The 17,346-nt window shown below is 67.6% G+C and carries 21 protein-coding genes; 8 read left to right on the top strand and 13 right to left on the bottom strand.

Features of this window, described 5'->3' with window-relative positions:
• Positions 1-23: 23 nt before the first annotated feature.
• Genes hisA through hisB form a run of 4 tightly spaced genes read right to left on the bottom strand, consistent with a single transcriptional unit; the run spans position 24 to position 2,521 of the window.
• Positions 24-758 carry a 1-(5-phosphoribosyl)-5-[(5-phosphoribosylamino)methylideneamino]imidazole-4-carboxamide isomerase gene (gene hisA, locus ACQY76_RS07100; protein ID WP_428032185.1) on the bottom strand — a complete coding sequence of 245 codons (735 nt, stop codon included), beginning with the start codon at positions 756-758 and terminating at the stop codon, positions 24-26.
• On the bottom strand, positions 755-1,417 hold the full coding sequence (gene hisH / locus ACQY76_RS07095) for an imidazole glycerol phosphate synthase subunit HisH (protein WP_428032184.1): 663 nt from the start codon (positions 1,415-1,417) through the stop codon (positions 755-757). Before hisH ends, hisA begins: the two co-directional genes overlap by 4 nt.
• Complete coding sequence (locus ACQY76_RS07090) at positions 1,414-1,905, bottom strand: DUF2628 domain-containing protein (RefSeq protein WP_428032183.1); 492 nt, start codon at positions 1,903-1,905, stop codon at positions 1,414-1,416. The genes hisH and ACQY76_RS07090 overlap by 4 nt, the downstream gene beginning before the upstream one ends.
• Before the next feature lie 22 nt (positions 1,906-1,927).
• Positions 1,928-2,521, bottom strand: a complete 594-nt coding sequence (hisB, locus tag ACQY76_RS07085) for an imidazoleglycerol-phosphate dehydratase HisB (protein ID WP_428032182.1) — start codon at positions 2,519-2,521, stop codon at positions 1,928-1,930.
• Positions 2,522-2,666: 145 nt separating this feature from the next.
• Between hisB and hslV the strand changes: the two genes are divergently transcribed.
• From hslV to hslU, 3 genes are read left to right on the top strand one after another with little or no spacing between them, the layout of a single operon-like run.
• Entirely contained in the window at positions 2,667-3,212 is a 546-nt protein-coding gene (hslV, locus tag ACQY76_RS07080; protein WP_428032181.1) for an ATP-dependent protease subunit HslV, read from the top strand.
• Positions 3,209-4,294 carry a hypothetical protein gene (locus ACQY76_RS07075; protein WP_428032180.1) on the top strand — a complete coding sequence of 362 codons (1,086 nt, stop codon included), beginning with the start codon at positions 3,209-3,211 and terminating at the stop codon, positions 4,292-4,294. Before hslV ends, ACQY76_RS07075 begins: the two co-directional genes overlap by 4 nt.
• A complete protein-coding gene (gene hslU / locus ACQY76_RS07070; RefSeq protein ID WP_428032179.1) occupies positions 4,291-5,601 on the top strand; it encodes an ATP-dependent protease ATPase subunit HslU in 1,311 nt (436 codons plus the stop codon). The genes ACQY76_RS07075 and hslU overlap by 4 nt, the downstream gene beginning before the upstream one ends.
• A gap of 230 nt (positions 5,602-5,831) precedes the next feature.
• Here hslU and ACQY76_RS07065 read toward each other — a convergent pair whose 3' ends face one another.
• From ACQY76_RS07065 to ACQY76_RS07050, 4 genes are read right to left on the bottom strand one after another with little or no spacing between them, the layout of a single operon-like run.
• Positions 5,832-6,197: a helix-turn-helix domain-containing protein gene (locus tag ACQY76_RS07065; RefSeq protein ID WP_428032178.1), complete on the bottom strand. Its 366-nt coding sequence runs from the start codon at positions 6,195-6,197 to the stop codon at positions 5,832-5,834.
• Complete coding sequence (locus ACQY76_RS07060) at positions 6,194-6,799, bottom strand: Smr/MutS family protein (RefSeq protein ID WP_428032177.1); 606 nt, start codon at positions 6,797-6,799, stop codon at positions 6,194-6,196. The genes ACQY76_RS07065 and ACQY76_RS07060 overlap by 4 nt, the downstream gene beginning before the upstream one ends.
• Positions 6,799-8,061 (bottom strand): murein transglycosylase A, encoded by a 1,263-nt coding sequence (gene mltA, locus ACQY76_RS07055; protein WP_428032176.1) that lies wholly within the window; start codon positions 8,059-8,061, stop codon positions 6,799-6,801. Before mltA ends, ACQY76_RS07060 begins: the two co-directional genes overlap by 1 nt.
• A 12-nt stretch (positions 8,062-8,073) precedes the next feature.
• Positions 8,074-8,802: a Tim44/TimA family putative adaptor protein gene (locus ACQY76_RS07050; protein ID WP_428032175.1), complete on the bottom strand. Its 729-nt coding sequence runs from the start codon at positions 8,800-8,802 to the stop codon at positions 8,074-8,076.
• A 409-nt stretch (positions 8,803-9,211) separates the two neighbouring features.
• On the opposite strand from ACQY76_RS07050, the gene secB reads away from it, so the two are divergent.
• Positions 9,212-9,676 (top strand): protein-export chaperone SecB, encoded by a 465-nt coding sequence (gene secB / locus ACQY76_RS07045; protein WP_428032174.1) that lies wholly within the window; start codon positions 9,212-9,214, stop codon positions 9,674-9,676.
• A gap of 46 nt (positions 9,677-9,722) precedes the next feature.
• On the opposite strand, the gene dnaQ is transcribed toward secB, so the two are convergent.
• The 5 genes from dnaQ to ACQY76_RS07020 are packed head-to-tail and all read right to left on the bottom strand — an operon-like array spanning position 9,723 to position 13,379.
• A complete protein-coding gene (dnaQ, locus tag ACQY76_RS07040; protein ID WP_428032173.1) occupies positions 9,723-10,421 on the bottom strand; it encodes a DNA polymerase III subunit epsilon in 699 nt (232 codons plus the stop codon).
• Positions 10,414-11,001 carry a dephospho-CoA kinase gene (coaE, locus tag ACQY76_RS07035; protein WP_428032955.1) on the bottom strand — a complete coding sequence of 196 codons (588 nt, stop codon included), beginning with the start codon at positions 10,999-11,001 and terminating at the stop codon, positions 10,414-10,416. Before coaE ends, dnaQ begins: the two co-directional genes overlap by 8 nt.
• A 44-nt stretch (positions 11,002-11,045) precedes the next feature.
• Positions 11,046-11,891 carry a shikimate dehydrogenase gene (locus tag ACQY76_RS07030; protein WP_428032172.1) on the bottom strand — a complete coding sequence of 282 codons (846 nt, stop codon included), beginning with the start codon at positions 11,889-11,891 and terminating at the stop codon, positions 11,046-11,048.
• On the bottom strand, positions 11,888-12,520 hold the full coding sequence (locus tag ACQY76_RS07025; RefSeq protein ID WP_428032171.1) for a Maf family protein: 633 nt from the start codon (positions 12,518-12,520) through the stop codon (positions 11,888-11,890). The genes ACQY76_RS07030 and ACQY76_RS07025 overlap by 4 nt, the downstream gene beginning before the upstream one ends.
• Positions 12,513-13,379: a pyruvate, water dikinase regulatory protein gene (locus ACQY76_RS07020; RefSeq protein WP_428032170.1), complete on the bottom strand. Its 867-nt coding sequence runs from the start codon at positions 13,377-13,379 to the stop codon at positions 12,513-12,515. Before ACQY76_RS07020 ends, ACQY76_RS07025 begins: the two co-directional genes overlap by 8 nt.
• A 385-nt stretch (positions 13,380-13,764) precedes the next feature.
• Between ACQY76_RS07020 and hemE the strand changes: the two genes are divergently transcribed.
• The 4 genes from hemE to ACQY76_RS07000 all read left to right on the top strand — a co-directional run bounded on the left by hemE (position 13,765) and on the right by ACQY76_RS07000 (position 17,199).
• A complete protein-coding gene (gene hemE, locus ACQY76_RS07015) occupies positions 13,765-14,781 on the top strand; it encodes a uroporphyrinogen decarboxylase (RefSeq protein ID WP_428032954.1) in 1,017 nt (338 codons plus the stop codon).
• Positions 14,782-14,859: 78 nt separating this feature from the next.
• A complete protein-coding gene (hemJ, locus tag ACQY76_RS07010) occupies positions 14,860-15,285 on the top strand; it encodes a protoporphyrinogen oxidase HemJ (protein WP_428032953.1) in 426 nt (141 codons plus the stop codon).
• A gap of 244 nt (positions 15,286-15,529) precedes the next feature.
• Positions 15,530-16,795 (top strand): transcription termination factor Rho, encoded by a 1,266-nt coding sequence (gene rho / locus ACQY76_RS07005; RefSeq protein ID WP_428032169.1) that lies wholly within the window; start codon positions 15,530-15,532, stop codon positions 16,793-16,795.
• A 35-nt stretch (positions 16,796-16,830) separates the two neighbouring features.
• Positions 16,831-17,199 (top strand): hypothetical protein, encoded by a 369-nt coding sequence (locus ACQY76_RS07000; protein ID WP_428032168.1) that lies wholly within the window; start codon positions 16,831-16,833, stop codon positions 17,197-17,199.
• Positions 17,200-17,346: the final 147 nt, after the last annotated feature.

Here is a 17,346-nt window from a genome sequence, read left to right as displayed (position 1 = left end):
ATCCCCGCGAGCGGATGCGTTCTTCATGCCGGCAGCCCGGCGACCAGCGCCAGCGCGGCGCGCGGGTCGAGCCGCCCGTCATAAAGCGCCCGGCCGGTGATGGCGCCTTCCAGCTTCGCCGCGCGCGGTTCCAGCAGCGCCTTCACGTCGTCGAGCGAGGCGAGCCCGCCCGAGGCGATGACCGGGATGGAAATGGCCTCGGCCAAGGCGATGGTGGCGTCGAGATTGAGGCCCTTCAGCAGGCCGTCACGGTCGATGTCGGTGTAGATGATGGCGGCGACGCCGGCATCCTCGAAGCGCTGCGCCAGTTCCAGCGCCGTCAGGTCGCTCGTCTCCGCCCAGCCTTCCACGGCGACGCGCCCGTCCTTGGCGTCCAGCCCCACCGCGACACGGCCGGGAAACCGGCGCGCCGCTTCTTTGACAAAGTCCGGGTCGCGCACCGCCGCCGTGCCGAGGATGACACGGGTGATGCCCTTTTCCAGCCAATCTTCCACGCGGGCGAGATCGCGTATGCCGCCGCCGAGCTGCACCGGCATGCCGACGGCTTCCAGAATGCGCTCCACCGCGCCCGCGTTCACCGGCTGGCCGGCGAAGGCACCGTCGAGATCGACGATGTGCAGATAGCGGAAGCCCTGCGCCTCGAACTGCGCCGCCTGCTGGGCGGGATCATGGTTGAAGATGGTGGCGCGTGCCATGTCGCCCTGCTGCAGGCGCACGCACTTGCCGTCCTTGAGATCGATGGCGGGAAAAAGAATCACGGCGTCCATTTCAGGAAATTGGCGAGCAAAGCGAGGCCAAGGCGCTGGCTCTTCTCGGGATGAAACTGCGTTCCGGCGATATTGTCGCGCCCGACCATGGCGGTGATGGCGCCGCCATAGGAGGTCGTCGCGATCACGTCGCCCGGACGCGCGGCATGGAGGTGGTAGGAATGGACGAAATAGGCGTCGAGCCCGCCCTCTCCGGTGGGGATGCCTGCCAGCAGCGGGTGCGGGCGCGCCACATCAAGCGAGTTCCAACCCATATGCGGAATCTTCAGGGCGGGGTCGGCGGGCTCGATCTTGACCACGTCGCCGTCGATCCAGCCCAGCCCCTGCGTGATGCCGTGCTCCAGCCCGCGCGTCGCCATGAGCTGGAGACCGACGCAGATGCCGAGGAACGGCCGGCCGCGCTCCATGACCGCCTCGGTCAGCGCCTCCACCATGCCAGGCACCGCATCGAGCCCGCGCCGGCAATCGGCATAGGCGCCGACGCCGGGCAGCACGATGCGATCGGCCCGGCGCACCACCTCGGGATCGGCGGTCACCAGCACGCTCTTGCCGCTGCCGCCCTCGCGCGCGGCGCGCTCCAGCGCCTTGCCGGCGGAATGAAGATTGCCGGAGCCGTAATCGATCAGGGCGACGGGCGCGGGGGGTGTCATCGGGCGGCCTCCGGGAATAGGCCCAGCACGCCAGCCGTGACCGGACGCGCCGCAGCATGGATGCGGGCGCTGGGAGGCGGCGGCGGGCTTGAGACCATGACATTGCCGAGCCGGGCATCGAAATAGCGCTGTTCGGCGGCCTCCAGCTTCGGCGCCACCACGCAGCCTGCCTCCTCATAGCCCTTGCCGGCGAGCTTGGCACGGCGCAGGCCCGGCAGGTCCACGGCAACGGCGATATGGGAAACCAGCAGCAGCGCAAAGGCCGCGCCGTCCAGGTCGAGGCCGATAATGGCGGCGACCAGGGCGCCCTGCACCAGCGCATAGACGATGAAGGCCAGCCACAGGCGGTGGCGCAGCAGTACCAGCGGCGCGAGGAGGAGCGCGCTCCGCGACAGGCGCTCGGGTATGAAGACGCAGCCATCCGCCCAGTGCAGGGTGGTGCGCCGTTCGCCTGCTTCCTCGGGCTCGAAGACCGTCCAGACCGCCATGGGTTCCCTCAGCCTTGTGCGTTCAGCCGCCAAGGCTGCCCTTGGTGGAGGGGATTTCCCCCACTGCCGCCGGATCGATGGCCACCGCCGCGCGCAGAGCGCGGGCCAGCCCCTTGAAGCAGCTCTCCGCTATATGGTGCGCGTTGACGCCATACAGAGTCTCGACATGCAGCGTCAGCCCGGCATTCATCGCAAAGGCCTGGAAGAACTCGCGCACCAGCTCGGTGTCGAACTCGCCGATCTTCGGCACCGCAAACTCCGTGCGGAACACCAGGAAGGGGCGGCCGGAAATATCGAGCGCCACGCGGGTCAGCGTCTCGTCCATCGGCAGATGCAGGCTGGCGTAGCGCGTGACGCCGCGCATGTCGCCGAGCGCCGTCTTCACCGCCTGGCCGAGCGCGATGCCGACATCCTCCACCGTGTGGTGGAAATCGATGTGCAGGTCGCCCTTGGCCTCGATCTCCATGTCGATGCGCGAATGGCGGGCCAGCAGGTCCAGCATGTGGTCGAAGAAGCCGACGCCGGTCCCGATCGTGCCCTTCCCCGTGCCGTCGAGATCGACGGAGAGGCGGATCTGCGTTTCCTTGGTGGCGCGGGTGATGCTGGCCGTGCGCATGGCGAGAGGCTCCCGAAAGAGCGCGCGTCTTAGCAGCTAACGTGTTGCAAGGCCATATGCCGACGCACGGCAGCCGATACCGGCGGCCGGCGTGTTGCGCGGGCGTTTTCAGGCCTTAAGTAAGGGCTCTCGACCGGAGCCCTAAATGTCCCATTCTCCCGATACGATTTACGGCACCACCATCGTCTCCGTCCGCGCCGGCGGGCGTGTCGCCATTGGCGGCGACGGGCAGGTGACGCTCGGCAATACGGTGATGAAATCCAACGCCCGCAAGGTACGCCGGCTCGGCAAGGGCGACGTGATCGGCGGCTTCGCCGGCGCCACGGCGGATGCCTTCACCCTGTTCGAGCGGCTGGAGACCAAGCTGGAGCAGTATCCCGGCCAACTGCAGCGCGCGGCCGTCGAGCTCGCCAAGGACTGGCGCACCGACCGCTATCTGCGCCGGCTGGAAGCGATGATGATCGTGGCGGATGCCAACATCTCCCTCGTGCTGACCGGCACCGGCGACGTGCTGGAGCCTGAGAACGGCATCGCCGCCATCGGTTCGGGCGGCGGCTTCGCGCTGGCGGCCGCCCGCGCGCTCGCCGATAGCGGGCAGGACGCAGAGGCGATCGTTCGCAAGTCTCTCGGCATCGCCGCCGATATCTGCATCTATACCAACCACAATGTCGTGGTGGAGACGATCGGGTGACCATCTCGGACCGCACCGTCCTCATCGCCACCGAGCGCGGCGTCATCACGCCGGACCAGGCGGAAAGCCTGCGCGCGCTGGAGGCGGAGCTGGCGCCCGGCACGGATGCCGTCCTCCCGCAGCCGGACGACGACGAGCGGCTGCGCTTCATCACCGGCTTCGGCGACATCTTCGTCACCATCGGGCTGGCGCTGTTCCTCGGCGCGCTGAGCTATTTCGGCGAGGCGCTCGGCGCTGCCGGCATGTGGGCCGTCATCGGCGTGGCCAGCTGGCTGCTGGCGGAATTCTTCACCCGCGTGCAGCGCATGGCCCTGCCCAGCATCGTGCTGCTGGTGGTGTTCTGCGCATCGGTGTTCATGGCGTCGTCCACATGGCTCGGCGTCATCCCGCCCCTCATCCCGAGCCTCCTGTCGCTCGGCGAGAATCCGCTGGTGCTGGTGCTGGCCGGACTGGCGACGCTGGCGGCCGCAATGCTGCATTATTGGCGCTTTCGGGTGCCGATCACCATCGCCGCCGCGGCCGCCGCTCTGGTCTCGGTCGTGGTCGGCCTCGTGGCTGCCGCGGCACCCGGCGGCCTCGCGGCCGCGATCAATCCGGTGCTCATGGTCTGCGGCCTCTGCGTCTTCGCCCTCGCGATGCGCTTCGACATGAGCGATCCGCAGCGGCTCACGCGGCGCACCGACATCGCCTTCTGGCTGCATCTGCTGGCGGCGCCGATGATCGTGCATCCGCTGATCCGCGGATTCATCTGGCCGGACGGCGCGCCCGGCGAGGGAAGCGCGCTGCCGATACTCGCGGTGTTCGCCGGGCTCGGCGTGGTCGCGGTGCTGATCGACCGCCGCGCGCTGCTGGTCTCCGGTCTCGCCTATGCCGGCCTTGCCTTTGCCTCGCTCATGAAGGGCAGCGGCTTTGCCGGCAGCACGACGCCGCTGACCATATTCGTGCTCGGCGCCTTCATCCTGCTGCTCAGCGCCTTGTGGCATCCGCTGCGCCGGGCCGTGCTCGCCCTGCTCCCGGCCCGTTTCGCGCGGCGCCTGCCGCATCCGAACGCCCTTCTCACCACACATATTGCATCATCATGACCAGCTTCTCGCCCCGCGAAATCGTCTCCGAACTCGACCGCTACATCGTTGGCCAGCACAAGGCCAAGCGGGCGGTTGCCATCGCCCTGCGCAACCGCTGGCGGCGCCAGCAGCTGGAAGGCCAGCTGCGCGAGGAAGTGCTGCCCAAGAACATCCTGATGATCGGCCCCACCGGCGTCGGCAAGACGGAAATCTCCCGCCGCCTCGCCCGGCTCGCCGGCGCGCCCTTCCTCAAGGTCGAGGCCACCAAATTCACCGAGGTCGGTTATGTCGGGCGCGATGTCGAGCAGATCATCCGTGATCTGGTCGAGGTCGGCATCGGCCTGGTGCGCGACGTGCGCCGCAAGGGTGTCGAGGCCAAGGCGCACCTCGCCGCCGAGGAACGGGTGCTCGACGCGCTGGTCGGCACCACCGCCTCGTCCGGCACCCGCGAGAGCTTCCGCAAGAAGCTGCGCGACGGGCTGATGGACGACAAGGAAATCGAGGTCGAGATTTCCTCCGGCAGTGGCCAGGGCATGCCGATGTTCGAGATTCCCGGCATGCCGGGCGCGCAGATGGGCGCGGTCTCGCTCGGCGACATGCTCGGCAAGGCCTTTGGCGGCCGCTCCAAGCCGCGCCGCGTCACGGTGAAGGACGCGCATCCCCTGCTGCTCTCGGAAGAAGCCGACAAGCTGATCGACCAGGACGCCATCGTGCAGGAGGCGATCCGCTCGGTGGAGGAGAACGGCATCGTCTTCCTCGACGAGATCGACAAGATCGCCGGCAGCGAGCGTCGCGGCGGCGCCGATGTGTCCCGCGAGGGCGTGCAGCGCGACCTGCTGCCGCTGATCGAGGGCACCACCGTCTCGACCAAGCACGGCGCGGTGAAGACCGACCATATCCTGTTCATCGCCTCCGGCGCTTTCCACGTCTCCAAGCCGTCCGATCTCCTGCCCGAACTGCAGGGCCGGCTGCCGATCCGCGTCGAGCTGGAAGCGCTGACCCGGGAGGATTTCACCCGCATCCTCACCGAGACCGAGGCGAGCCTCGTCAAGCAGTCGGTGGCGCTGATGGGCACGGAAGGCGTCGAGCTCATCATCACCGAGGACGCGGTGGCGGCCATTGCCGACATCGCCGTGCAGGTGAATGCCAGCGTCGAGAATATCGGTGCGCGGCGCCTTCAGACGGTGATCGAGCGGGTGTTGGACGAGCTGTCCTTCACCGCGCCGGACCGCGGCGGCGAGACCATCGTGGTGGATGGCGCCTATGTGCGCGAGCGCGTCGCCGACCTCGCCGGCAATACGGATCTGAGCCGCTACATTCTCTGATTCGGAACCGTAACGAGTGCTGAGCGGAATGAAGGTTTCACGTGAAACGGGGGGAGCGCGGGCCTCGCCCGCGTGCTTCGAGGCCGGCCCGACGGCCGGCACCTCAGCATGACGATACGCATGAATGACCTTGCCCAGCGGGTCATCGCAGAAGAAGACGAAACGACCGCGTCATGCTGAGGAGCGGGGCGCCTTTGCCCCGCGTCTCGAAGCACGCAGATGCTCAGCAGCTAACCCGGCCGTCCCAATATCTTCAGCCGGCCGAGCAGCTCGGCCACCGCCTCGGGCGGCAGGGTGGCGATCTCGCGCGCGAGCAGGTTCGCCAGCTCGGTCGCTTCCGGCGACAGGCCGGACGTGTCCACCACCACCCGCGGATCGGACATCTCGGCCAGCGCCCGCAGCGCTTCCGCCTCGTCCCAGATGACGTTGAAATAGGCCATGATGCGCTGGAGCATGAGCCAGGTCGGCTGGCCGCGCTTGCCGTGTTCGAGCGCCGAGAGATAGGCGGCGGAAACGCCGATCGCCTGCGCCATCTGGCTGAGCGTCACGCCACGCTCGCCCCGCATCTCGCGAAGGCGGCGGCCGAACGGCGTCATGGGCGGCCTCCCCGTATGCGGCGCACCCGCACATAAAGCGCGCCTTCACCGCCATGGCCGCGCGCCGCCGTCTCGAAGCCGAGCACCACGGTACGCAGTTCCGGCGCACCCAGCCATTGCGGCACCAGCCGGCGCAGCACCCCGCGCCCGCCCTCGCCGGCCAGCACGCGCATCGCCTCGCCCTTGCCCGTGATGACAAGCACCAGCGAATGGCCGGAATCCTGCGCCCCGCGCAGGAAGGAAATCAACCGGCCATGCGCCGCAGCCTGGGTCATGCCGTGCAGGTCGAGCCGTGCATCGACCTCCGCCCCGCGCGCCAGGCGACGGCGCATTTTCGGCTCCAGCGGCGTTAGCGGCGGCGGGCCGGGCGGTTTGGGCACCGGCACAACGGGGATCGGCATGGCCCGGCCGGCGCGGGGCGGCTTGTCGGCAGCCGGCTCCGGCTCCGGCACGGCAACGGTCTCGATCACCGGCACGGCGGCCCGCTTCGGCGGGCGAATCGGCTTGATGGAGCGGGTGACATGATCCCACAGCGCCCTCTCCTCGGCATCGAGGGGGCGCCGCCGGCGCGGACGCCCGCGCGGCTCGGTTGGCCCTGCCATCACGGCGTCTCCGACACGGCGGCGGGAACGAGCGGCCGGCGCTTCGGCAGCGGCACGCGCGCGTGGGCCGGGTCGAGCGCGCGCGGCAACAGGATGACGAACCGGCCATGATGCTGGATGCGGCCGGCACGCGTGCCGGCTTCCTTGCCGGCGCCGAAGAAAATGTCCGCCCGGGCAGGGCCGACAATGGCCGAGCCGGTATCCTGCGCGATCATCAGCCGCTCGAAAGGCTGGTCGGCCGCCTCCGGCCCGATCGGCAGCACGGCGTCGATGAAGAAGGGCGTGCCGTAGACATGGATCGCCTTGTCGACGGCAATGGAGCGGTCGGCCGTCAACGGCAGCCCCTGCGCCCCCACCGCGCCGTCATCGGCCTTCAGCTCATGGGCGACACGGAAGAAGACATAGGAGCGGTTCTGCCGCATCAGCGCGCGCCCTTCCTCGGGATGGGCGGCGATATAGGCGCGGATGGCGTCCATCGACATCTTCTCGCGGGGCACCAGCCCGCGCTCGATGAGCAGGCGGCCGATCGGCGTGTAGGGCTGGCCGTTGTGCCCGTCATAGTTCAGCCGCAGCACCTCGCCATCCGGCAGGCGCACCCGCACCGAGCCCTGGATATGGGCGAAGAAGGCGTCGGCGGGGTCGCGGATCCAGGCGACGGCGTGCGCCTCGGCGCCGAGAGCCCCGTCCTCGATGGCGGCGCGGTCGTGATAGGGCACGAGCGCGCCATCCACCTTGCGGAAGGCGCCGCTCTTGTTGGTCGGCGGCCCGCCGCCGGGCGGCGCCTCGATGATGAGATCGCCGGGGCGGGCGTAAAGCGGCGTGGCAAAAGCGTCCGAGCGCGTGCGTGCGCCTTCCACTTCCGGCTCGTAATAGCCGGTCAGGAAACCGTTGGGCTGGTCGAGGGCGGTGATCTGGTAGGGGCGGAACTCCTTCTCGAAGAAGGCGCGCGCTGCCCTGTCGTCGACCTTCACCGGCAGCCGTGCCGCGCGGGCACAGATCTGCCGCAGCGCGGTGAATATCGGGCGGGGAGGTTGGACGAGGTCCGGCTTGCGGGCGATAGCGCCGCAGCTCCGGCGGAAGGTCGCCAGCGCCTTGGCGTGGTCGTCCGCCGCCCAGCCGGGAAGATCGGCAAAGCCGGTCGGCTCGAGAGCCGCCTGCGGAAACAATGTCGGCGGTGCGGACGCAAAAGCGGGACCCTCGCCGAGGGCAAGGGCGCCGGTCAGAATCCCGGAAAGCGCTGCGATGACGAGATGGGTGCGCACCCCGTCATCTTCTCACGAAGCCGCTTCGGTGGCGACCAGCTTCCAGTTGGGGTCGCGGGCACCGAGTTCGCGCGCGAAGGTCCACACATCGGTGACGTCGGCCACCTGCTCGGGATCGCCGTCGATCACCGCGCCGGTCTTGTCGCGGGTGACGGAAATGAGCTGGGAGAGGAAGCGCACGGTGATCTGTGCCGAGCGGCCACGCGCCTCGGCCTCGATGATCTCCGCCTTGTCGATGCCGACAAACTGCGTCTCCATCTTCTCGCCGCGCTGTTCGCGGTCGGTGATGGCGGCGGCAAAGCCGTCAAACACATCGCGGGCCAGCAGGTCCTTGAGATTGGCACGGTCGCCATTGGCGAAGGCAACGACGATCATCTCATAGGCGGCCTTGGCGCCGGTGAGGAAATGCTTGGCGTCGAATTCGCGCTCCTGCGCGGCAATGGCGTCGAGGCCGTTGGCCACCGCCGAGCCGACTTCGGCCACGCCCGCCCAGCGCGCCGGCGCCGGCTCGTCGCTCGCCACCGGTTCCACCGGTGCCGGAACGGCTGGCTTGTCATTGGCCGCGCCGGGGAAATTCACCACCTTGTCGGAAGCCCCGACGGGTGTCTTTGCGGCATCGTTGCGCGAATACGGATCATAGGGAGGCCGCTCGCGCCCGGTCCGCTGACCCAGCACGCTCCGCAGCCGTATGAAGATGAACACGGCGAGGGCCAGGAAGATGATCGTATAAATGTCGAACACGTCTCAGTCGCCGCTGTTATGCCGCCGCCGGATCCATACCCGACACTGGCCTGTCTATCATGTGGCGCCGGCACCGGCCCTTTCGGGCACAGCGGACCGGACATCCCGCATGACCTATTTACGACGTCTGGCCGATTTCGCCACCCCGTCCCTGCCCCTGGGTCATCACTTCGGGCGGAACAGCGCATCCAGACATCCCCCTCACAGTAGAGCAAGGCGCACCCTGCGCAAAGCGGCCGGGCACGCGCATCGCCTCGCGGCCGGCAGATAAGGCGCGCTTGTGAGCCGCAGCCAACCGTGTTAGCGACACCCGCCCCTTGAAAGACCGGCTGAGGCGGGATGACCGACCCAGCGGCAGCATTCGCCGGTGCCCAGGATGGCCGATCCGGCGAACCCCACGGAGATACCTATGGCCGAAACCGAAAACGCCCAGATGCCGACGCTGCAGGTTTTGACGCAGTACACGAAAGACCTGTCCTTCGAGAATCCGGGCGCACCGGAATCGCTGGTCGTGAAGGGCCAGCCGCAGATCGGCATCCAGATCAACGTTAATGCCAAGCCGCTGCGCGACGGCACCGAGTACGAAGTCGAGCTGAAGGTCGAGGCCAAGGCCGAGCTGAATGGCAAGACGCTGTTCGCGCTGGAGCTGGTCTATGCCGGCATCTTCCGCGCCCAGAACGTGGCGCAGGAGACGATCCACCCCTTCGTGCTGATCGAATGCCCGCGCATGCTCTTCCCCTTCGCGCGCCAGATCGTCGCCGACACCGTGCGCAATGGCGGCTTCCCGCCGCTGATGATCGACCCGGTGGACTTCGTGACGCTTTATCGCCAGCGCATGGCGCAGCAGGCGCCGAGCAACGTTCTCGCCTCCTGAGGCGCCAGACCGCGACAGCCTGATGTGAAAAGCACGGCCGGCGGCGTCAGCTTCCGGCCGTGTATTCGTTCCAGATGGCGTTTTCGCCCAGCGTAGCGATGAAGGCCGCGTGCGCGGCGTCCTCCGCCTCGCTCCGGCGCGGCGCCAGCGGGCGCGGGCGCTGCAGCGGCGTCGCCACCTGCCCCTCGATCACGATCGCCGTCGTTTCGGCGGCGGTCAGGCTCAACGCCGTCTGCTTGCCGCCGCACAGCTCGGCATAGACTTCCGCCAGCAGCTCCGAATCCAGCAATGCGCCATGCTTGGTGCGGCGCGAGCTGTTGATGCCGTAGCGGTTCATCAGGTCGTCGAGACGATTCGACGCACCAGGATGCCGGCGGCGGGCGAGGGACAGCGTGTCGATCACCCGGTCGAAGGTCAGCACCGGCCGGCCGATCTTCGCCAGTTCCGCATTGAGGAAGCCGATGTCGAAGGCGGCGTTGTGGATCACCAGCGGGTCGCCGGCGATGAAGGCCAGGAAATCGTCCACGACGTGCGGGAAGAGCGGCTTGTCGGCGAGAAATTCCGCCGACAGGCCATGGACGTTGAACGCCTCCACCGGCATGTCGCGCTGGGGGTTGAGATAGACGTGGAAGACCTGCCCGGTGGGAATGCGGTTATAGATCTCGACGCAGCCGATCTCGACCAGCCGGTCGCCGGTGAGCGGGTTGAGGCCAGTGGTCTCGGTGTCGAGAACGATCTCACGCATCGCCGTCTCCCTGCTTCTCATGCCGGCCGAGCTTCAGGCGCAGCGCGTCCAGCAGCTCTGCCACGGCGGTGCGGGCATGGTCCAGCCCCCGGCTGGTGTCGAGCACATGATCGGCGCGCCGGCGTTTTTCGGCGTCCGCCACCTGCCGGGCGAGGATGGCCGCGAACTTCGCCTCCGTCATCCCCGGACGGGCAAGAACCCGGGCGCGCTGCACCTCTTCCGGTGCGCTGACAACCAGGACCGCATCGACGCGGCCTTCGCGGCCGGTCTCGTAGAGCAGCGGAATGTCGAGCACGGCGATCGGCTCGCCGGCCACCGCAGCACGCTCCAGGAACGCCGCTTCGCGTGCCTGCACCAGCGGATGGACGATGGCCTCCAGCCTTTTCATCGCCGCGTCGTCGCCGAGCACGCGCGCGCCGAGCAGGCCTCGGTCAATGCGCCCTTCAACCGCCACGCCGGGAAACGCCGCCTCCACCGGCGCAACGCCCTCCGCGCCATAGAGCGCGTGAACGGCCGCGTCGGCATCGTGCACCGGCACGCCCATGTCGCGAAAAATCTGCGCGGTGGTGGATTTGCCCATGCCGATCGAGCCGGTGAGGCCGAGCCGGAAGGGACGGGCAGGGCTCACGCGAACTGCCCCTTGGCCTTCAGGTCGGCGATCACCAGCGCCCGCAATTCGGGCGTCACCTCCGGGCGCACGCCGAACCAACGCGCGAAGCCGGGCACCGCCTGGTGCAGCAGCATGCCGAGCCCGTCGACCGTGGCGAGGCCGCGCGCCTTGGCGGCCTTGAGCAGCGGCGTCTCCAGCGGCACATAGACGATATCGGTCACCAGCGCGTCGGGCGACAGCGCGGAGAGGTCCAGGTCGAGCGGCGGCTGGCCCTTCATGCCGAGCGAGGTGGTGTTGACCAGCAGCCGGCACCCGATGAGCCGCCCGCCGAGATCGCGCCAGTCGACGGGCAGGATTCGCGGGCCGAACTGGTCGCGCAACGTCTGCGCGCGGGCAAGGGTGCGATTGGCCACCACCACGCGGTCGACGCCGCGCTCCAGCAAACCATAGAGGATGGCGCGCGCCGCACCTCCCGCCCCGAGCACCACCGCCTCGCCGAGCGCCCGCGCCCATTCCGGCTCGGCGGCATCCAGATTGGCGAGAAATCCGTGAACATCGGTATTGGCGCCGTGGAGATTGTCGCCCTCCAGCCAGAGCGTGTTCACGGCACCGAGCGCCGCAGCGACCGGATCCCGCACCGCGCAGGCCCGGAAGGCCGCCTCCTTGTGCGGCACGGTGACGTTGCCGCCGACCAGGCCGGACGCCGGGAAGTCTGCCAGGAAGGGCGCAATATCCTCCGGCGCGACGTCGCGCACGCCGTAGTCGCCATCGATACCGTGCTGGCGCAGCCAATAGCCATGGATCAGCGGCGATCGTGAATGGCTTACGGGATGGCCGATAATCGCGACGCGGCGTGTCACAGCAGGTCTCCCCGACGGCGAAGGAAGGCGAGCAGCGGCAGCAGCGGCAGGCCCAGTATCACCGAATGGTCGCCCTCGACGCGCTCGAACAGATGGATGCCGAGCCCCTCCAGCTGGTAGCCGCCGACGCTGGACAGCACCGCCTCGCCGGCCACGGCCAGATAGGCGTCGAGCGCCGTCTCATCCAGTGGGCGCATGGTGAGATGGGCGGTCTCGACGGTCTCGAACAGCACCTCGCCATCCCGCGCCACTGCAAGCGCCGAATGAAGCGCATGGGTGCGGCAGGCGAGCGCGGCGATCTGCGCTTTGGCGCCGGCCCGGTCCACCGGCTTGTGGAACGCCTCGCTGCCCAGCGCCAGCGTCTGGTCAGCCCCGATGACCAGGCGGCCGGGAGAGGCGGCGCTGCCCACCAGCGCCTTGGCGCGGGCGAGAATGAGCGCGACGAGCGGCGGCGCAGCTCCCTCGCGCACCGCCTGCGCCTCGATCGCGCGCTCGTCGACCGCCACCCCGGCCGCCTCGAAGGGCAGTTGTGCCGCCTCCAGCAACGCTCGGCGCGCCTGGCTTTTCGAGGCGAGCACCAGCGGTGCCGCGCCGCGCCACAAGCCGGTATCGGTGGAGCGATCAACCATTGGGATTCTCTGTCATCTTGCGGCGGCGTTCCTGCAGCAGCGCGATGATCGCCGCCGCCGTCTCCTCGATGGACCGGCGGGTCACGTCGATCATCGGCCAGCCGTGGCGGGCGCAGAGCCGGCGGGAGAAGGCGATCTCCTCCGCTACAGCGTCATGGTCGGTATAGGCTTCCACTGACTGCGCGGCATTGAGGCCGAGCAGCCGGTTGCGGCGGATCTCGACCACCCGGTCGGCGCTGGCGAGCAGGCCGACAATGAGCGGCCGCTTCAGCTCGGCAAGGCCCGGCGGCACCGGCAGGCTGGGCACCAGCGGGATGTTGGCGGTCTTGATGCCGCGATTGGCGAGATAGATGCTGGTCGGCGTCTTCGACGAGCGGGAGATGCCGAGCAGCACCACATCCGCCGCCTCCAGCCCATCCACATGCTGCCCGTCATCATGCATGACGGTGAAGTTCATCGCGTCGATGCGGCGGAAATAATCGCCGTCGAGCTGATGCTGGCCGCCGACGCGCGGCTCGGGTACGCCACCGAGATAGGCCTGGAACAGCTGCACCACCGGCGCCAGCACCGACAACACCGGCACGCCATGATCGCGGCAATAGGTCTTCAGCCGGTTGCGCAGCTCGCGATCGGTGAGGGTGTAGAGCACGATGCCGGGAAATTCGTCGATCGCCTGTACGACCTTGTCGAGCTGCTTGTGCGAGCGCACCAGCGGGTAAATGTGCTCGATCGGCTTCACGTCATACTGTGCCGCAGCCGCGCGGCCGACACTGATCAGCGTCTCGCCGGTCGAATCCGACACGAGATGGAGGTGGTAATAGCTCTCCGACGGGCGGGCGGCATCAGTCACGCCGGTCATCCACAGGCCTGTGCATAGGCAGGGAACAAGCCACGCCCTTTACACGTTCGCAAGTGGGCCCTGGGGATAGAGGCCCGATTCCTCCACAAGCCACCCGCCTGTGCGCAAAATCAAGACGGCCATGGCGAACTGCGTGGATAATCTGCCGCGCCTGTCATAAGCGCTTATCGGTACTGGCGTTTGCCATCGCGCGCGGACGCACCGGCGAGCGCCAGGCTGGGGGCGTGTTGTGAGCGGCGAGGAACATGTCTAATCCCCTGCTCTAAACACAGACAACTTTCGATTCAAAGTGATTAAAGAAGTATGAAGAGCGCGGGGATAACCGGACGGTGAGCAGCGTGGCAGGGACGGAAGGACGGGTGGCAGCGTGAGCGGACAGTCGATCATGCTGCAGGCGCTGGACGGGCATGTGCCAAAGCGCACGCCGATCTGGATGATGCGCCAGGCGGGGCGGTATCTCCCGGAATATCGGGCGGTACGCGAGAAGGCCGGCGATTTCCTCACCCTCTGCTACACGCCGGACTATGCCGTCGAGGTGACCCTCCAGCCGATCCGACGCTTCGGCTTCGATGCAGCCATCCTGTTCTCGGATATTCTCGTCGTCCCGCATGCTTTGGGCTGTCCGCTGACCTTCGAGACCGGCGAGGGCCCGCGCCTCGTGCCGGTCACCAATGGAGCCGAACTCGCGGCGCTGCGCGAGGATCTCGATCCCTCGAAGATCGACCGGGTGCTCGAAGCCGTCGGCCGCCTGCGCACCGAGCTTCCCGCCGAGACGGCGCTGCTCGGCTTCTGCGGGGCGCCGTGGACGGTGGCGACCTACATGATCGCCGGGCGGGGCACGCCCGACCAGGCGCCGGCGCGCCTGGCGGCGCTGACCGATCCCGCTTTCTTCACCGCGCTGATCGACCGGTTGGTGGAGACCTCCGCACGCTATCTCATCGGCCAGCTCCGGGCCGGCGCGGATGCGGTGCAGATATTCGACAGCTGGGCCGGCGTGCTCGATCCCGAGAGCTTCCGGCGCTGGTCGATCGAACCGATCCGCCGGATCGTGGCGCTGGTGCGTGCCGAGCTGCCGGGCGCGCGGATCATCGCCTTTCCGAAGGGGGCGACGCTCTCGGGCCTCACCGCCATGGTGCGGGCGACTGGGGTCAATGCGGTCGGGCTCGACTGGACTGCCGATCGGCCGGCGACGCGCTATGCGCTGGGCGGCAAATGCGCGTTGCAAGGCAATCTGGACCCTCTGACCCTGATCGCCGGCGGGCGCGCGCTCGATGCCGCGGTCGACGCCCTATTGGCGGATTTCCAGGGGGCTTCGCATGTGTTCAATCTGGGCCACGGCATCCGCCCGGAGACGCCCATCGCCCATGTCGAACAGATGATTGCCCGGATTCGCGGCGGCTGAGCCAGGTTCCGCATACGGGCCGTCATGCCCGGGACAAGCCCGGCCATGACGGCTTTGGAAGCGAAGCGAGTGTTTTCCATGCTCTACGAGTGGATCAAGGCGCTGCATGTGATCGCCATCATCTCGTGGATGGCGGCGCTGCTCTACATGCCGCGGCTCATGGTCTATCACTGCGACGCCCCGGTTGGCTCGCCGCAGTCCGAAACCTTCAAGATCATGGAACGGCGACTGCTCAAGGCCATTGCGCGCCCCGCCATGGGGGTAAGTTGGCTGGCCGGGCTGTACCTTGCCTGGCAGGGGGGGTGGTTCGCCGCCGGATGGTTTCACGTGAAACTGGCGCTTGTCATCGGGCTGAGCGTCGCGCAGGAATTTCAGGCCCGCTGGGTCACCGATTTTGCGCGCGACGCCAACGCACGCCCGGCGCGTTTCTACCGGATCATGAACGAAGTGCCGACGCTGCTGATGATCGGCATCGTCATCATGGTCATCGTAAAGCCGTTTTGACCGGTTTAAAGCCGCTTACGGCGGACTTGCGCCGAATCGTGCCTTTGCCTATGGTGCGCGAACTCCACGAAGCTGGCTGTCGCTCCGTTCAGGCGGGCATCTTCCCCGATGCCGCCCGGTGTGCCGGACAAGAAGCCGATATTCTCGGCCTGGGTCCGCAGACCAGCGCTTCCCACCTTTTGTCGTTCCGGCGGGTCTTTCCCTGACCGGCTACGTCCACATTTAAATATCGAGGCCCTTTCCCATGGGGGAAATGAAGCTCCAGGACCTCAAGTCCAAGAACCCCGCCGAACTTCTCGTCGTGGCCGAGGAACTTGAGGTCGAGAACGCCAGCACGCTGCGCAAGCAGGAGCTGATGTTCGCCATTCTCAAGCAGCTCGCCGCCCGCGACACCGACATTATCGGCGAGGGCGTGGTCGAGATCCTTTCCGACGGTTTCGGCTTCCTGCGCTCGCCGGATGCCAATTATCTGCCCGGCCCCGATGACATCTATGTCTCGCCCAGCCAGATCCGCCGCTTCGGTCTGCGCACCGGCGACACGGTGGAGGGCCAGATCCGCTCCCCGAAAGATGGCGAGCGCTACTTCGCTCTCCTCAAGGTCAACACGATCAATTTCGAGGACCCGGACAAGATCCGGCACAAGATCAATTTCGACAATCTCACCCCGCTCTATCCCGATGAGCGGCTGAAGCTCGAAATCGAAGACCCGACCCGCAAGGATTTCTCCGCCCGTGTCATCGACGTCGTGGCGCCGATCGGCAAGGGCCAGCGCGGCCTGATCGTGGCGCCGCCGCGCACCGGCAAGACGGTGCTGCTGCAGAACATCGCCCAGTCCATCACCACCAATCATCCCGAGTGCTACCTCATCGTGCTGCTCATCGACGAGCGGCCGGAGGAAGTCACCGACATGCAACGCTCGGTGAAGGGCGAGGTGGTGTCCTCCACCTTCGACGAGCCCGCCCAGCGCCATGTGCAGGTCGCGGAAATGGTGATCGAGAAGGCCAAGCGCCTGGTCGAGCACAAGCGCGACGTGGTCATCCTGCTGGATTCGATCACCCGTCTCGGCCGCGCCTACAACACTGTCGTGCCGTCGTCCGGCAAGGTGCTGACCGGCGGTGTCGACGCCAACGCCCTGCAGCGCCCCAAGCGCTTCTTCGGCGCGGCCCGCAACATCGAGGAAGGCGGCTCGCTGACCATCATCGCCACCGCGCTGGTCGACACCGGCTCGCGCATGGACGAGGTGATCTTCGAGGAGTTCAAGGGCACCGGCAATTCCGAGGTCATCCTCGACCGCAAGGTGTCGGACAAGCGGGTCTTCCCGGCCATCGACATCACCCGCTCGGGCACCCGCAAGGAAGAACTGCTCGTGCCGGCGGACGTGTTGAAGAAGATGTACGTGCTGCGTCGCATCCTGAACCCGATGGGGACGGTCGACGCCATCGAGTTCCTGGTCGACAAGCTGCGCCAGACCAAGACCAATGGCGACTTCTTCGATTCCATGAACACCTGAGCCCAACACGGAACGAACGCCGCGAGGAGGCGGGCATGAGCGCAGGACGGTTCTTCCAGCTCTCGTTGATGTCGTTTCCTGCGGCGCTGCTGCTTGCCGCTCCGGTTCATGCCGGCGTGATCGAGCGGGAACCGCCGCCGGCCGAGCTGTGGCTCTTCGTCATCGGCATCGCCGCGCTCAGCTGGGTGATGGCCTGCCGGCGCTGGTGGCTGCCCTTGGCGGTCTGGCTTCCCACCGCGCTCTTCGTCGCAAGCCTGGTGGCCGACTTCGCCGACCCGGTCATCGGTCCGGCGGTGCGGGAAGAACTGGGGCTCGCCTATGTGCTGCAGGCGGACCTCGCCGGCGCGCTGATGCTGGTGGTGCCGCTGATGTTCGCGAACATCCAGTTCAGCCGGAAATACTGAACCAAGCGGCATCAGCCGATGCCGCTGATGCTGTCATTCACGACATTGCAAAATTGCCCGGAAAACTTCGGTTAGAGCGGTTCGGAAGGCGTGCATGCCCTCCAAACGATATTTCGCTCCCGAAACGATGACCCTCACATTTGACTC

This window comes from Ancylobacter sp. (genome assembly GCF_965279025.1).
Taxonomy (GTDB): domain Bacteria; phylum Pseudomonadota; class Alphaproteobacteria; order Rhizobiales; family Xanthobacteraceae; genus Ancylobacter.
This window is presented reverse-complemented; position numbering and strand designations above follow the sequence as displayed.

Bases quoted from the DNA above. Each gene is read 5' to 3' on its own strand.
- hisH (WP_428032184.1), bottom strand. From the start codon at position 1,417: ATGACACCCCCCGCGCCCGTCGCCCTGATCGATTACGGCTCCGGCAAT.
- ACQY76_RS07090 (WP_428032183.1), bottom strand. From the start codon at position 1,905: ATGGCGGTCTGGACGGTCTTCGAGCCCGAGGAAGCAGGCGAACGGCGC.
- hisB (WP_428032182.1), bottom strand. From the start codon at position 2,521: ATGCGCACGGCCAGCATCACCCGCGCCACCAAGGAAACGCAGATCCGC.
- hslV (WP_428032181.1), top strand. From the start codon at position 2,667: ATGTCCCATTCTCCCGATACGATTTACGGCACCACCATCGTCTCCGTC.
- hslU (WP_428032179.1), top strand. From the start codon at position 4,291: ATGACCAGCTTCTCGCCCCGCGAAATCGTCTCCGAACTCGACCGCTAC.
- ACQY76_RS07065 (WP_428032178.1), bottom strand. From the start codon at position 6,197: ATGACGCCGTTCGGCCGCCGCCTTCGCGAGATGCGGGGCGAGCGTGGC.
- ACQY76_RS07060 (WP_428032177.1), bottom strand. From the start codon at position 6,799: ATGGCAGGGCCAACCGAGCCGCGCGGGCGTCCGCGCCGGCGGCGCCCC.
- secB (WP_428032174.1), top strand. From the start codon at position 9,212: ATGGCCGAAACCGAAAACGCCCAGATGCCGACGCTGCAGGTTTTGACG.
- dnaQ (WP_428032173.1), bottom strand. From the start codon at position 10,421: ATGCGTGAGATCGTTCTCGACACCGAGACCACTGGCCTCAACCCGCTC.
- coaE (WP_428032955.1), bottom strand. From the start codon at position 11,001: ATGGGCAAATCCACCACCGCGCAGATTTTTCGCGACATGGGCGTGCCG.
- ACQY76_RS07025 (WP_428032171.1), bottom strand. From the start codon at position 12,520: ATGGTTGATCGCTCCACCGATACCGGCTTGTGGCGCGGCGCGGCACCG.
- ACQY76_RS07020 (WP_428032170.1), bottom strand. From the start codon at position 13,379: ATGACCGGCGTGACTGATGCCGCCCGCCCGTCGGAGAGCTATTACCAC.
- hemE (WP_428032954.1), top strand. From the start codon at position 13,765: ATGCTGCAGGCGCTGGACGGGCATGTGCCAAAGCGCACGCCGATCTGG.
- hemJ (WP_428032953.1), top strand. From the start codon at position 14,860: ATGCTCTACGAGTGGATCAAGGCGCTGCATGTGATCGCCATCATCTCG.
- rho (WP_428032169.1), top strand. From the start codon at position 15,530: ATGGGGGAAATGAAGCTCCAGGACCTCAAGTCCAAGAACCCCGCCGAA.
- ACQY76_RS07000 (WP_428032168.1), top strand. From the start codon at position 16,831: ATGAGCGCAGGACGGTTCTTCCAGCTCTCGTTGATGTCGTTTCCTGCG.